This is a genomic window from Galbibacter mesophilus, assembly GCF_023721415.1.
In the GTDB taxonomy this organism is placed as follows: Bacteria; Bacteroidota; Bacteroidia; order Flavobacteriales; family Flavobacteriaceae; genus Galbibacter; species Galbibacter mesophilus.
In genome coordinates this window covers 1,111,092-1,124,238 of sequence record NZ_JAMQVC010000002.1, presented here as the reverse complement: position 1 = coordinate 1,124,238, position 13,147 = coordinate 1,111,092, and the positions used below count along the sequence as shown (strand labels likewise).

At 42.5% G+C, this 13,147-nt stretch carries 15 protein-coding genes; 8 read left to right on the top strand and 7 right to left on the bottom strand.

The window, feature by feature from the left end:
- Position 1 precedes the first annotated feature (1 nt).
- The 5 genes from bla to NDQ75_RS11685 all read right to left on the bottom strand — a co-directional run bounded on the left by bla (position 2) and on the right by NDQ75_RS11685 (position 2,725).
- Positions 2 to 727, bottom strand: coding sequence for a subclass B1 metallo-beta-lactamase (gene bla, locus NDQ75_RS11705; protein ID WP_202027681.1), 726 nt, complete (start codon positions 725 to 727; stop codon positions 2 to 4).
- Positions 728 to 794: 67 nt separating this feature from the next.
- Positions 795 to 1,205, bottom strand: coding sequence for a VOC family protein (locus NDQ75_RS11700; RefSeq protein ID WP_202027680.1), 411 nt, complete (start codon positions 1,203 to 1,205; stop codon positions 795 to 797).
- Positions 1,202 to 1,615 carry a DoxX family protein gene (locus tag NDQ75_RS11695; protein WP_202027679.1) on the bottom strand — a complete coding sequence of 138 codons (414 nt, stop codon included), beginning with the start codon at positions 1,613 to 1,615 and terminating at the stop codon, positions 1,202 to 1,204. Before NDQ75_RS11695 ends, NDQ75_RS11700 begins: the two co-directional genes overlap by 4 nt.
- 160 nt (positions 1,616 to 1,775) lie before the next feature.
- Positions 1,776 to 2,213 (bottom strand): VOC family protein, encoded by a 438-nt coding sequence (locus NDQ75_RS11690; protein ID WP_202027678.1) that lies wholly within the window; start codon positions 2,211 to 2,213, stop codon positions 1,776 to 1,778.
- Positions 2,210 to 2,725, bottom strand: a complete 516-nt coding sequence (locus tag NDQ75_RS11685; protein ID WP_202027677.1) for a DinB family protein — start codon at positions 2,723 to 2,725, stop codon at positions 2,210 to 2,212. Before NDQ75_RS11685 ends, NDQ75_RS11690 begins: the two co-directional genes overlap by 4 nt.
- A gap of 194 nt (positions 2,726 to 2,919) precedes the next feature.
- On the opposite strand from NDQ75_RS11685, the gene NDQ75_RS11680 reads away from it, so the two are divergent.
- Positions 2,920 to 3,831, top strand: coding sequence for a GlxA family transcriptional regulator (locus NDQ75_RS11680; protein WP_242513631.1), 912 nt, complete (start codon positions 2,920 to 2,922; stop codon positions 3,829 to 3,831).
- A gap of 387 nt (positions 3,832 to 4,218) precedes the next feature.
- Here the strand turns inward: NDQ75_RS11680 and NDQ75_RS11675 are convergent, their stop codons facing one another.
- Both NDQ75_RS11675 and NDQ75_RS11670 read right to left on the bottom strand, forming a co-directional pair.
- Entirely contained in the window at positions 4,219 to 5,073 is an 855-nt protein-coding gene (locus NDQ75_RS11675) for a nucleotidyl transferase AbiEii/AbiGii toxin family protein (protein ID WP_202027675.1), read from the bottom strand.
- Complete coding sequence (locus NDQ75_RS11670) at positions 5,070 to 5,708, bottom strand: type IV toxin-antitoxin system AbiEi family antitoxin domain-containing protein (protein WP_202027674.1); 639 nt, start codon at positions 5,706 to 5,708, stop codon at positions 5,070 to 5,072. The genes NDQ75_RS11675 and NDQ75_RS11670 overlap by 4 nt, the downstream gene beginning before the upstream one ends.
- Positions 5,709 to 6,104: 396 nt before the next feature.
- Here NDQ75_RS11670 and NDQ75_RS11665 point away from each other — a divergent pair, with 396 nt between their 5' ends.
- From NDQ75_RS11665 to NDQ75_RS11630, 7 genes are all read left to right on the top strand, one after another.
- Positions 6,105 to 6,392, top strand: a complete 288-nt coding sequence (locus tag NDQ75_RS11665; RefSeq protein ID WP_202027673.1) for a hypothetical protein — start codon at positions 6,105 to 6,107, stop codon at positions 6,390 to 6,392.
- A gap of 270 nt (positions 6,393 to 6,662) precedes the next feature.
- Positions 6,663 to 9,077, top strand: a complete 2,415-nt coding sequence (locus NDQ75_RS11655; RefSeq protein WP_202027672.1) for a TraG family conjugative transposon ATPase — start codon at positions 6,663 to 6,665, stop codon at positions 9,075 to 9,077.
- Complete coding sequence (locus NDQ75_RS11650) at positions 9,074 to 9,658, top strand: conjugal transfer protein (protein WP_202027671.1); 585 nt, start codon at positions 9,074 to 9,076, stop codon at positions 9,656 to 9,658. The genes NDQ75_RS11655 and NDQ75_RS11650 overlap by 4 nt, the downstream gene beginning before the upstream one ends.
- A gap of 6 nt (positions 9,659 to 9,664) precedes the next feature.
- Complete coding sequence (locus NDQ75_RS11645) at positions 9,665 to 10,501, top strand: hypothetical protein (RefSeq protein WP_202027670.1); 837 nt, start codon at positions 9,665 to 9,667, stop codon at positions 10,499 to 10,501.
- A 20-nt stretch (positions 10,502 to 10,521) separates the two neighbouring features.
- Positions 10,522 to 11,148 carry a conjugal transfer protein TraK gene (locus NDQ75_RS11640; RefSeq protein WP_202027669.1) on the top strand — a complete coding sequence of 209 codons (627 nt, stop codon included), beginning with the start codon at positions 10,522 to 10,524 and terminating at the stop codon, positions 11,146 to 11,148.
- Between the two features lie 7 nt (positions 11,149 to 11,155).
- Positions 11,156 to 12,097, top strand: a complete 942-nt coding sequence (traM, locus tag NDQ75_RS11635) for a conjugative transposon protein TraM (RefSeq protein ID WP_242513629.1) — start codon at positions 11,156 to 11,158, stop codon at positions 12,095 to 12,097.
- Complete coding sequence (locus NDQ75_RS11630; protein ID WP_202027738.1) at positions 12,097 to 12,891, top strand: DUF4138 domain-containing protein; 795 nt, start codon at positions 12,097 to 12,099, stop codon at positions 12,889 to 12,891. Before traM ends, NDQ75_RS11630 begins: the two co-directional genes overlap by 1 nt.
- The last annotated feature ends 256 nt before the right edge of the window (positions 12,892 to 13,147 follow it).

Here is a 13,147-nt window from a genome sequence, read left to right as displayed (position 1 = left end):
TTTAGTTTTCTGAAAAAAGCTCAATGGTGTAATCCAGTATCCCTAAACCACCGTGCTGTCCATGACCGGGAACAACGATTTCAATATCTTTGATATCATTTTTAATTTTTTGTACAGTTGTGGCCCAATCCGCTGTATTTGCGTCGGCAAGGTTACCTTTTCCTGCTTTAATTGCTTTTATCAAACAGCCACCGAAGAGAACCTTTTCACTTGGAATATAACCTACAACATTATCACGTGTATGGCCTTCCCCGAAAAATTCCGCATACACGTTCATACCGTCAATTTTGAACTCCTTTCTTATATCAAAGCCGCTTTTGGGAGCAACGTGATTGTTTCTTTTGGCGAGTTCAATGGTCCTTTTTGAGGCGAAGGAGGGAATCCCTTTTTTATGGAATTCTTCAAGGCCTCCTAGGCAATCTTCGTGAAAATGTGTTACCACAACCGCTTTAATATCCTTTTTGCCAATCCATTCGATCAATTCGGTAGAAGCCATATTATCGGTTGGCGTATCAAATATGATGGCTTCATTGCCATTTATGTAGATCAAACCGTTGCAGGGAACTTTCCCATAGGTTTCCGTACGTAAATATGAGGTATGCCTGTATACATTATCCTTTATTTTTTCGATACGTAAAACATCCGATGTATGGTTGCCATAGGTTACTTCATTGGAATTGCAGCTGTTCAAAAGGATAACCGATATTATCAAAAAGAGGCATTTCATTGTAATGGATTCAATGTAGATTACATGGCTTTTAAACGATTATTCTATAGGATTTATTATTTTGAATTTATCCTTCGGGCATTTGGGAAACATCCATCCAGAAAAATTCCCATAGGTTTCCATCCAGGTCCTCAAAAGCACGGCCGAACATAAACCCATGGTCCTGCGCTTCTCTATATTCATTGCCACCTGCACTTATGGCTTTTTGCATTATTTTATCTACTTCCTCTTTCGATTCCAGCTGAATGGCATTGATAGCGGCACATGATTTTTCCAGTTCGGCCACTTTTTTATGTGGTACAAAGGATTGGAAGCGTTCTTTTTCCAACAACATAAAAACGATGCCCTCATCAACGATCATAGCTGTTGATGTTTCATCGGAGAACTGTTCGTTAAAGGTGAATCCCAAGGCTGTAAAAAATTCCTTTGAACGTTTCAAGTTTTCAATTGGAAGGTTCACATATAATTGTTTTTTCATGATTGGTTTTGATTAGGTGGTACAAAATTTTTATCTTTTTTAAAAAGTGGTAAATACTTACCACGGTTATCGAGAAGGATCCATAGTTGGACTGCTGCAATTATGATGGTCATCGGAAGACCCATCATCAATGTGAGGTGTTGAAGAACAATGCCTACCACAATAGGCACAAGTATAAGTGCCCCCAATGCACGCCAGCGTGGGATAATCACCAAAATGCCCCCAATGATTTCAAAAACGCCCAGTAACGGAATCAACCAGGTAATTTCCATCATGGCCTCAAACATTTTAAAGGCCCTTTCCGGCATTTCATCCGGCATTGGCATGTAGTTGAAAAATTTGTTTAGACCGCTGTTAATGAACAGTAGCCCGTACAATAAACTTATTACAAATAGGATTTTGTTTTTCATATTGATTGGTTTTGATAGTATATTTTGGATTTAAAATTTGGTAGGAAAATCTTGGTATTATATCCCACTCAAATTTCATGATCGGTTAAAGCTACGGAAATCACATGTTTTTATGGAATGGACGTTCTTTTTAAATTCGGTGGTATCACTTACCGTTACCTTATGGTGTTGGCATTTTTTCCGAATCCATATATAGCATACTCCATCGGTGTCCATCCAAGTCTGCAAAACTGGTGATATACATCCACCCCTGGACTTCTTTGGGCTCAAAATAGACATTGCCGCCCGCTCCTTTTACCGATTCAGCAAAGGCGTCAACCTGCTCTTTGCTCTGTGCATCGATATTTATGAGCATTTGGCTTGTTTTGTGGGTGTCGTTGACCGGTAGCCCTGTGTAACCGCTTATTTCATTTTCGGGAAAGAGCATAAGGACGAAGTCCTTTTCGCCCACCAAGAAGCTACCTAGGTGAGGTACTTCACTATGCATGGGGTTTTCACGGAACCCAATGTCCCTAAAAAATTGCTTGGATTTTTCGAGATCTTTTACGGGTAGGTTGAGCCAAACATTTTGAATGGCCCTACTGGCGGTTGTTTTCATTGGTTAGGGTTTTTAATTGTTTCAATGGTACGTTTTAATTGTCGAATATGCCTTTGCGTGTGGACCAAGTTGAATCCCAGCCACTCCAATCGGGTGAAATAGTCTTCGGAACCCGGTAATTTGAAAGCAGTGCACAATACCCTTAGATCTTCGTTTTCCAATACCTCGTTCTGTTCCGCTATCCTTTCTTGAAGGCCTTTAATGAGTTTTTCCTTGTGTATATATCCTGACTCCGGTACCACCTCGGCAGGTGCTTCCATTTTGATGGTATCATCGGCAAACATTTCAATTATAGGGGGCAATTTTTCGTAAGGATCACGGGAGGTCGGTTTTATCGGTCCATGAAGGATGGTCATTACATTGTACGATTTCAAAATATGGTCGCCTATCTGGCCGGCGGTCCAATCATTTCCGCTTGTAGGACTGTTTAACTGTTTTTCCGATAGGGAATGGAGCAGTTCCACAAATTCAGTGGTCGCTGTCCTAAAATCCGATATGATATTGGTTCTCATTGCCTGTCAGTTGTTTACACAAAGATATAAGGTTAACCGCTTGGTCATGTTGTGCAATTACGACAATATAGAGGGTTGATTGCGACAAGGGAAAAAATTATATTTGTATTGCAATAATATTTAAGATGAAGCATGTTTCCATCATCGTTCCAAAGGGGAATGTAAGTGCGGTGAATATTGCCGGGACACATCAAATGCTGACGTGGGTTAATGAAACCTATAAAACACCACGTGAAGCACCTTTGTTCCGTATCCAGCTTGTGGGATTGGAAAAAAGCCCCGATTCCAAAGGGGGATTGTTTGCACTGGCACCGGAAGTCCTACTTTCCGATATTGAAAGGACCGACTTGATCGTACTTCCTGCCATTCATTCCGAATTTCAACAAAGCCTTGAGGATAATAGGGAGCTTAACCCTTGGCTGGTCAAGCACTACAAGCAAGGCGCTGAAATCGTTAGTCTCTGTATTTCATCCTTCTTTTTGGCCTCGACGGGACTGTTGGACGGTAAGCCGTGTTCGACCCATTGGGCTTCTGCCAATGTGTTCAGGGAACTGTTCCCTAAAGTAGACCTGGTGGACGAAAAAATTGTTACTGAATATGACGGAATCTATACAAGTGGCGGAGCCTATGCATTTACCAACCTTATCATATATATTATTGAAAAATATGCCGGGCGGGAAGCCGCCATACTGGCCGCCAAAACATTTATGATTGATATAGACCGCAGCAGCCAGTCACCGTTCATGGTGTTTGCAGGGCAAAGGTCGCACAATGATAAAAAGGTTTTAAAGGCACAGGACTATCTGGAACGGCACTACCACGAAAAAATATCCGTCAACGATCTTTCCGAAATGGTTTCACTTGGGCGTCGTACTTTTGAAAGACGGTTCAAAAAAGCAACTATGAACAGTGTTTTGGAATATCACCAACGGGTTAGGGTGGAAGCCGCAAAAAGACAATTGGAAGGTGGAAGAAAAACAGTAAATGAGGTTATGTACGAAGTTGGATATAATGATGCCAAGGCATTTCGGGATGTTTTCAAAAAATATACGGATATGACTCCAGTGGAGTATTCCTCTAAATATACCTCTCGCATTTTTAGCTAACCTTCAATTTTTATTTTTGGAAACCTTTGAACCCTATCATGGGATTGATTTTTCTTTGCTACGGTGGACTTCATTTTTATAGTTCCGTTCCAATAATACAAAGTTTTAAAACCTGTCATTTGAAATCTGAGGGTTTCGGAAGTCTTTTGGCTATCCGCTTTTTAGGTTTTCAATAGAAGGATTTCAAAAAACCATAGACTTTGATAGGATATAGCACAAATAAAAACTAAAATTCATTATTGAATATTTTATCCGCAAATATTCGATAAATAGCATATTGAGTTCTTTCCGGCACTGACTTTTGAATATCAAAAACAAGCCAATTTTAAAACCATTTTGATATGACTTAAATCGCTGCCTCTATTAAATGCAATGGTCCCATTACGATTAATTGCTGAACTTAAGTTTATGTGCCAATTCTTTGAAATATTTCGGGCTCCAGATATTCAAGGCATCATCATCTTTAATAAACCTGATCACATCTTCTTTAATGTTATCAAAAGACACCGATTCGATTTTACGATCCAGTAGGGTTATTATTTGTTCTTGGGTAATGCTGTCCTCCTGCCAGTCATTTGTGTCTTTTGCCCTCGCCAGAAAATGTTGCATATCCAACGGAATACCTTTTTTAATATACCACTCCAGGTCGTACCAATCCCTTCCCTTGACCCTGTTTTTCCATTTTCTAAATAGTAGGGCGTGCATTTTGCCGGCAAACAAACTTGATCTGGTAAAACATTTAACATAAAAAGAGAAAGGACGGATCAATAGTTTTTCTTCGGTTTGAAAATTTAATGGGGGCTGACGGTCGACTTCTATTTTGATCTTCAAGGTCCGGTTGGAACGTACGCCTGTCTCTTTGATGATATCCTCAAGGATGATTTCCTGCCATATGGTTTCGGCTTTCAGAAATGCAGAATCTATAGGGCTCTGTAAGTTTTTTTTCTTTTCTTTAATGCTAACAGTAAGTCCTAAGGACTTAAATTCATCCTGTATCGTTTTAAAATAAGGCTCAATTGAGAAAGCGGCATCTGGTTTCAATAAAGAAAAATCCAAGTCTTCCGAATAACGGTCCAATCCATAAAAAATGCGTAGGGCCGTCCCACCATAAAAAGCTGCCCTCTCAAAAAAGTCTGTCCTTGAGAGACCTGCCAATGTGATTTCCTGCATTATCTCTCGGAGTGCGGACAATATCTCTTCCTCGTTACAGGGTCCATATTCTTCTATCCATTCTTTTATCATTGTTTCTTTAGGGTTTTAATGAGCATTTCCAAACTGCTTCTTTTTGGGGCATCCGGTGCCCATGATTCCAATACGTTTATGTCCAGTGAGCTTAAAGTTTCACTATCCATCCGAAGGTCTTCCGTTAAAAATGAAAACGTTTGTTTAATACTCCTAAGGTTAATTTTTGGTGTCAGTACAATTTTATCGCACAATGCCTTTTCGCGCGATGCAATTAATACGGTCTGTTTTGACGAATATTCTATATTTTTTATGCCATAGGAATAATACGGGGCCTTTACTTGTTTGTAGCTGAACCGGCCAACGGGGTTTTTATATGATTTTGAAGTTTTTAAAGTAACGGAGCTTACTTCATAGGTGCGTTCCGGTATCATGTTCCAATAGGATAGTGCCGATTCGAGGGAAACGTAACTCGGTCCCCTCAAATGGTTCGCTATTAAAAACGGTTCCGGTGATGGCAGGTCCACGTTTGGACCGATAATATACAATCCCCTTCTAATGGAAATGAGCTCTTTGCTTTTAATCAATTCACTGATTTTATCGTTCGGGCTCTTATAATCGCTGAGCAAACCTAAAATTAAATGTCTTGATATTGGAGTCTCTGTATATCCTTTTATCATTGTCCTAAAATCCATATTGTCAATATTTAATGGGATAGTCGTAAATTATCCGATTATCTTATTCAAAGATACCAAAAATTTGTCAAATAAAACACACATAATCGGAATTAATCCGATTATGTGTGTTAATAAATACACTTTTACAGGTATATAGAAGCCTATATCTATAATTTTTATTTTTGTTTCCCGCCGGATCTGACGTTTTTAACCTTTTGGTACGTTTTCGACTGTCCCACTTATCAACATCTCTTTTCGATTTTTCCATTAAAATTAAATCCGTTTATAACCAAATAATAACAATACCTATTTAGGAATATTTCATCCACAAATATCTAATAAACAGCAGATTGAATCCTTTCCTGTATTAACTTTTGAATATCAAAACCAAGCCAATTTTAAAACCATTTTGATATGAAAAAAGCAATCCATTCAACGTTATTATTATTTCTGGTTTCCAATACGATGTTCGCCCAGATCGGGGGCATTGAAGATTCCGTTGCCGATATCTCCGATACGATCCGTTCCATTTTCCCAATAATTCTTGGGGTCATCTTTCTGGTTGGGTTCCTTTTCAATGCGGGACATTTTTTCGGGGAGAATGCTGACCTGAAAAAAGGGATCACCCGGGTACTGGTCTTTGTACTCATTGCCGGGGCGGTGGTAGGGATCTTTACGTATTTGATAGGTATCGTGGTATAATGAAAAGGTTCAAACCTTATAGGGACATCCGTAAACAGGCCATGGTACTGGGACTTCCGCTGGCCCTCTTTGCGCTGCAAATGGTTTCGGTCATTGCCTCGTTGCTGTTCATTATTTTTTCCTTCAGCCTGGGTGCGATCGTAGGGGTATTTATTTGGAACATGGCGCTATATATAATTCTATCGAAGCTTTCCAAAAAATCGGGACCGTTCCATTTTCAAAGTGTCCTTCCAAAATATATAAGCAATAAAAAACAGAGCCCACTGAACTATGAAGACGATTAATTTTTCGGCATACCATCCCATTTTAACAATTGAGGATAATATGGTGTTCGTCTCCAACGGGAACGTAATGCTTTGCTATAAGGTTAGGCTCCCTGAAATATATTCCCTATCGGAAAGCGATTTTGAAAAGTTGCACGGGAGCTGGTTCCAGGCGTTCAAGTCCCTGCCCAAGGGAACGGTCATCCATAAACAGGATGTCTACAGAAAATGCAGATATACCGGTGAAAACCTACCGAACGAAACTTTCCTTCAAAAGGCGACCTACAATTACTTCAAGGACAGGGAATATATGGAACACCATAGCTACCTGTTCTTTGTTCTGCCGCTGAACAAAACCCTGAAAGCCGGTAAATACATCAATCCCTTTAAAAAGGTGGAGGACGGGATCCACAAAAAGCTGGACCATCGGACGAGTGGGTTCATGCAAGCGGTGCGCGATGCCGTTTCGTTTATCAATAATGGGCCCAAGATCGGATTGGAACCGATCCATAGCGATGTCATCCTTAAATTGACCCATTCCTATTTCAACGGCTTCAATGAGGGGCTTGATACGGATATCGGTCTGGAGAAAAAGGGGATTTCCATCGGGGACCATCATTTTGATGTAATGGCGGTAAACAGTGAACTGTGCTTTGGAGAGGACGTCCAGACCAGTAGGATCAATGACAGGTTCACTTCCGATGGTTCCAGTTTCCATCAGGGGTCAATAGATGGGCTGGGGCCCTATCTGGACGAAAACCATATTGTCAACCATATCCTTTATCTTGACGATAAACACAAGTGGCGAAAGCTGCTTGATAAGAAAATAGAGGAACTTTCCAAAAGTTCCAATTTTGGGACACAAAACAGGGTCGTCCTTAAAAAGATCCGCCATATTGTGGATCGGATCAACGGGGACGATAGTTCCCGTATTATCCGTGGCCATCTGAACGTGGTATATTGGTCGGAAAGTGCGGAAGGACTTGATGGTATGGCCTCCAAGCTGAAAGCGGAATTCAAGGAACTTGATATTTTGCCCTACTGTCCGAAAGGGGAGGGACGCAAGCACTACTTCCTGAATTCCCATCCCTGTTTTTCGTCCAACTTTTCCAATGAAGACCTATATGTGTCCGATCTTAAACATGCGCTCTGCCTTTGGATCAATAGCACCAATTACACTTCCGATACGGAAGGTGTTATCTTCAATGACAGGCAGGATAACATTCCCGTCCTTAAGGATGTTTGGGATGCGAAAAAGAAACGTATCAAGGCCAGTAACTTCGCCATTTTTGCACCCACAGGGGAAGGCAAATCGTTTTTGGCCAACAATATATTGCGGCAGTATTTTGAGGAAGGTGTCCGTTTGGTGATTATCGACCTGGGGGGATCCTATGCCAAATTTGCCAAACTCTATCCCGATGACCACATTATATTGCGGTACGAACAGGGAAAAAACCTTGGGATCAACCCTTTTTATATTTCCGGTGAGTCCGATCTGACCCCGGAGCGGTTGGAGGATCTTTCCGTATTCCTGTTGGAACTGCTGGCGGAAGGAAAAACGGCCACAAAGGGTAGGGAAGTGGCCATGAAAAAAGTACTGTTACATTATTATGGCAAGGTCCGTAAAAACCACTCTCTGGCCTCCCTGTACCAATTTGTCGATAGGAACAGGGAAAACCTGATCCAGGACCTTGGTATCCAGGAAATGCATTTCAGTACCTATGGTTTCCTCCATATCCTATCGGAATATGTTGAAGGAGGACTTTATAGCTTTTTGTTCAGTTCAGATGCTGACCAGACCTATAGGATTGAGGACAAGCGTATGGTCGTTTTTGAGCTGGACGAGGTCCGAGACAATAGGGAAATCCTATCGGTGATGCTCAAGCTTATCAAATCCGCCGTACAGCGCACCATTTGGCGCAACCGTTCCGAAAGGGGCATCATCCTTTTCGATGAGTTCGCCAAACAATTGAAGTTCGATAATGTGTTGGAGAGTGTGGAGTTCTACTACCAGGCCATCCGGAAACAGAACGGGGCGATCGGGATCATCCTGCAATCCATCAATCAACTGCCGAACAATTCCACTGCTGCGAGTATATTGGAGAACACACAGGTCATTTACAGTCTACGCAATGAAAAAGGCTACGGTGAACTCCGGAAACGATTGAACCTTTCCTCCCATGACCTGGACCAATTGCGCTCCATGCGCAACAATTTGACCGGTGAGCGGAAATACACGGAAATCTTCATCAAGATCGGTAAGGAAAGCAACATTTTCCGTTTGGAAGTGCCGCCGGAGGTCTACGCCGCCTACCTAACCGACGGCACCGAAAACGACCGCATAATGCGGATTTATGAAAAAACAAATGATATGGAGAAGGCCATTAAAGAATATACAACCGCTAAAACCAAAGAACAATGAAAAATCACATTAAAATCTTAATACCATTATTATCCTTTATTTTTTTATGCCTGCCCAGCGGTGCGACCGCCCAGGGGATGCCGGTGTATGACAATACCAATTTCATAAGTCTGGCAAAGCAGCTCATCGAATCCGCCAAGCAGACCTCGAACCTTTTGAAGACCGTTGAGTTTCTGAAGAAGCAAAAAGACCGTATCGAACAGGTAAGCAATGTTATCCAGCAATTGGATGCCGTCGGGAAGTTGGTGAGGAACAACCGACAGCTCTTTGACATGGTTCAAGGGGATTTACGGGATATCCTGGATTCCCCGTACATAAGGCCCGATGAGATCTCTCGGGTCACCGGTTCCTTCAATGAAATCCTTGAACGCTCCATGGAGAGTGTCGAATATGTCAACAAAATACTGACCAGTGATTATCTGAAGATGACCGATGCGGAACGGGCCGTTGTACTGAAGGATTACGAGTCCCGGTCCAATGAAATGGTGGCCGAGGTGGAGAATAAGACCAGGCGCTATAGGGAAATCATTTCCTTTCGGAAGATGCAGGAAAGGATCAACAACAGGGAAATCCAATACTAGAAAAATATGTTTTTGGGGATAGGATTGGAATATGTGGATACGGTCTTCCAGACCATCAAGGGAAGTGATTTCTCGCAGTACACCATAACGGGGATGAAGGCATTGGCCGTGCTTTTCTTTTTGGTCAATATCCTTAAAAAGTACAACGAAGGGATCGCTTCCACCGAGGGGCATACCTGGGGGCTTACGCCTACGGAACTGGCCAAGAATTTTGCCATCGTGCTGCTGGTCATTTTTTCCACGCAGGTACTGGGCGTTTTCGATGGCATTTTAGTGGGCATTGAAACCCAATATCGGGATACGGCCCCGGCACTCCTTCCGTTGCAGTTACAGGATGTGGACCTGGAACAGGACGTGGGTGCCATGGAGGCCGCCAAAAAAGCCATGGCAATTTTATACGAGGCTTTGGTGACACCGCTTTACGGCCTAAAAATGGTAGCGTTTATGGCAGCTGTGGTTCTTTGGCTGTTGGACCTTTTTATCTATCCCCTTTTCCTCGCGGAACGGTATTTTTTATTGGGAATTATGCAGGCCTTTTTTCCGTTGGTTATAAGCCTGGCCGTTTTTGAAAAGTTCAGGTCATTGGCCTATACTTTCTTCAAGCTCTATGCGGGGGTTTATATGCTGGTGCCCGCCTTCTTTTTGGTCAATATATTCGTGAACAACCTGTATACCGAGATCAATTCGGGCTTTTGGGCGGACCTGTTCGGGACCGATTGGGGGAGCGAGTTTTTTGCCCCTGTCATCGAATGCGCCTCCATAGGGTTTATCGTGCTGCTCAAGTTCAAGCTCTACCGAAAGGCGAGCACTTTTGTTATAAGGCTGTTTACGGGAGGTACCTAAAAAGTAAAATTTGATAAAACATGAAAACACCTTACAAAAACATATTCGATGTACTGCGTACCAACCGGTTCATTGTATTGGCAACGGTAGGCTGTTCGGCCGTGGTCTGTATTGTATCCGTCCTGATGACCGTTAAGGTTCACAGGGAATCCCGGAACAATGCTTTTGTGGTAAGCAGCAACGGGGAGGTCGTCCCATTGAAAGTGACCGACCAACGGGAAAACTTTGAAGTGGAGGCCTTGGCCCATTTGGAGCTATTCCACCGCTACTTTTACGGCCTCGATGCAAATAACTATAAAAAAAGGATAGGGAAGGCACTCTGGCTGGGAGATAGTTCGGTGAGCGACCTGTTCCGCCAAAAGCAGGCAGAGGGCGTTTATAACCGGATCCTTCAATACTCCCTTGTACAGGAGGTGTTGAACATTGAATCCGAAGTGGAAACCCAAGGAGAACCCTACAAGTTCAGTACGGTGACCACCTTCCAGATCAATCGGGGAAATATAACTGATACATACGAGCTTATATCCAGTGGGAATTTGATCCGGGTGGAGCGCAGTTTCCCGCACAATTCCCATGGCCTTTTGGTTACGGACTATTTTGAAAATTCACTTAGAAAAATTGAAGGTTATGAAAGTACAGAAAAGTAAAATCGTAATGGTCCTCATCGTCGTTAGCGTGGTCCTGTTCATTGTTTTTTATGGGATCGTCACTTTCGGAAAGGAAAAAGAGGATACCATTGAAAACAATCAAGTGCCCGTACCCAAGCTTGGGGAAGGACAAGAACAGTATGACAGCAAAATGGAAGCCATTGAGGCCCTAAAGGAGGAGCGGGAAACCAATGCCCCCAGTGTCTATGATGAAACCTTATTGGATTCCCTTGGGTATTATAATGCCGACGGGGATAGTATCCGAAAAAAAAGATTAATGGACAGTGTTTATTTCCTGGGGGAAAAGCGGCGCCAAAACCTGATGGCATTAAGGAAGATGGAAGAGAACTATTCAAAAGGGCGGTCCTCGGGACCGATGGACCAGGATGTTCGGGAACCTAATGTGCCAAAAAAGGATGGTTCGATAAATAATGAAAAGGAATTGAAAAATAGGGAAAAGGAAATGGGACTGGAACATCAGTTGTTCTTTGCTTCCGATCCCGTGGAAAATCCCGATAGGTTTTTGGGAAGAACGGACGGGGAATTAATGGTCCGGGTGGATGGTACCCAAACGGTAAGGCAGGACCATAGATTGCGTATGCGGCTTTGCAAGCCGGCCAAAATAGGTGGGGTTACACTTGATAGAAACACATTGGTATACGGTTTTGTCAGTTTTAAGCCGAACCGCACCCTGCTCAAGATCGAAAATATGGGTGGGCGTTCCGTCCAATTTGAAGCGTACGATATTGGAGACGGAAGTAAAGGGATCTATATAGAGAACAGCTTTAGCGAAGATATGCGCAAGCAGGTGATCGGGGATGTGGTGGACGATATAACCGTACCCGGGATGCCCCAAATAAGCGGTATCAAACAGCTTTTTAGAAGGGGCAACCGACAGGTCAGGGTGACCGTAATGGATAATTACCAACTCTTGTTAAAACGTAAATGATGAAAACACTATTTGTACTTATAACTTTGGTACTATCAGGTTCTTTGGAAGCACAACCTGTATTGGACACGCTATTTGCCAATAACAAAAAAAATGTGGCGCTGTTCTTTCCATCGGCCATCCGACAGGGCATTACTGGGGCCACCCATTTTGTGTTCACCTATAACGGAGAGAAAAAACAACACTTTGGGCTGTTACAGGCGCAGGACGGGGAAGAGAGCAATCTACTGGTCGTTACGGATGATGGGCAGGTATATTCCTATATCATAAGGTATTCGGAAAAACTTTCAAAACTGAATTATTTTATCCCAAAAACGGAAAGTATCGGTACGGAGATTCCTTTTTCCGATATGCCCGAACTGGGGCAAAAGAAGTTGGATAATATTGACAGAAGTTTCGAATACGTTAAGTCCTTCAGTAAATATTTGCTTACAATCAAACCCAAAAGGTTGGCCGTTAAACAGAAGAAGGGGATTAAAGTCCAGCTCCAAAAATTGGTCTATCACAGGTCCGAGACCTATTTGGTGATGAAAGTATCCAATACATCAGGGATAGCCCTTGATGTTGATTTTTTAAAGATCTATAAGGTCAGTGGCAACCCAAAACGAAAAGCCTCCCATCAAAGGCTCGAAATGGAACCGATCTATATTTACAAACCCCTTTCAAATATAAGGAACGGCCAATCGCTTCGATTTGTATATGCATTGCCGAAATACGTCCTTGGCGACAGGGAGAGACTGGAGGTTGAACTGCAGGAACTCAATGGAGGGAGGAAGGTTGTTCTGAGGTATTAAGACTGTTTCTTTACATGTTCGATATTGGATACAATCTGTGTTTTCCGGCCAAAATAAGGTAATTATACCTGTTTTTAGTTAAAGGATTGGTCTTGGATGCTTGGAGCCTGACATGCTAAAGTGGTTATATTATTTTATCCACACAATGGCATGCAAGGTAAACACGCAAAATGTTTCTCGGAAAAGGGACGGCATAAAGCCCGTACCGTAGCCCTTGCCCATTTATTCCGTTTCCTTTCCGCTCCAAAATTTTGTC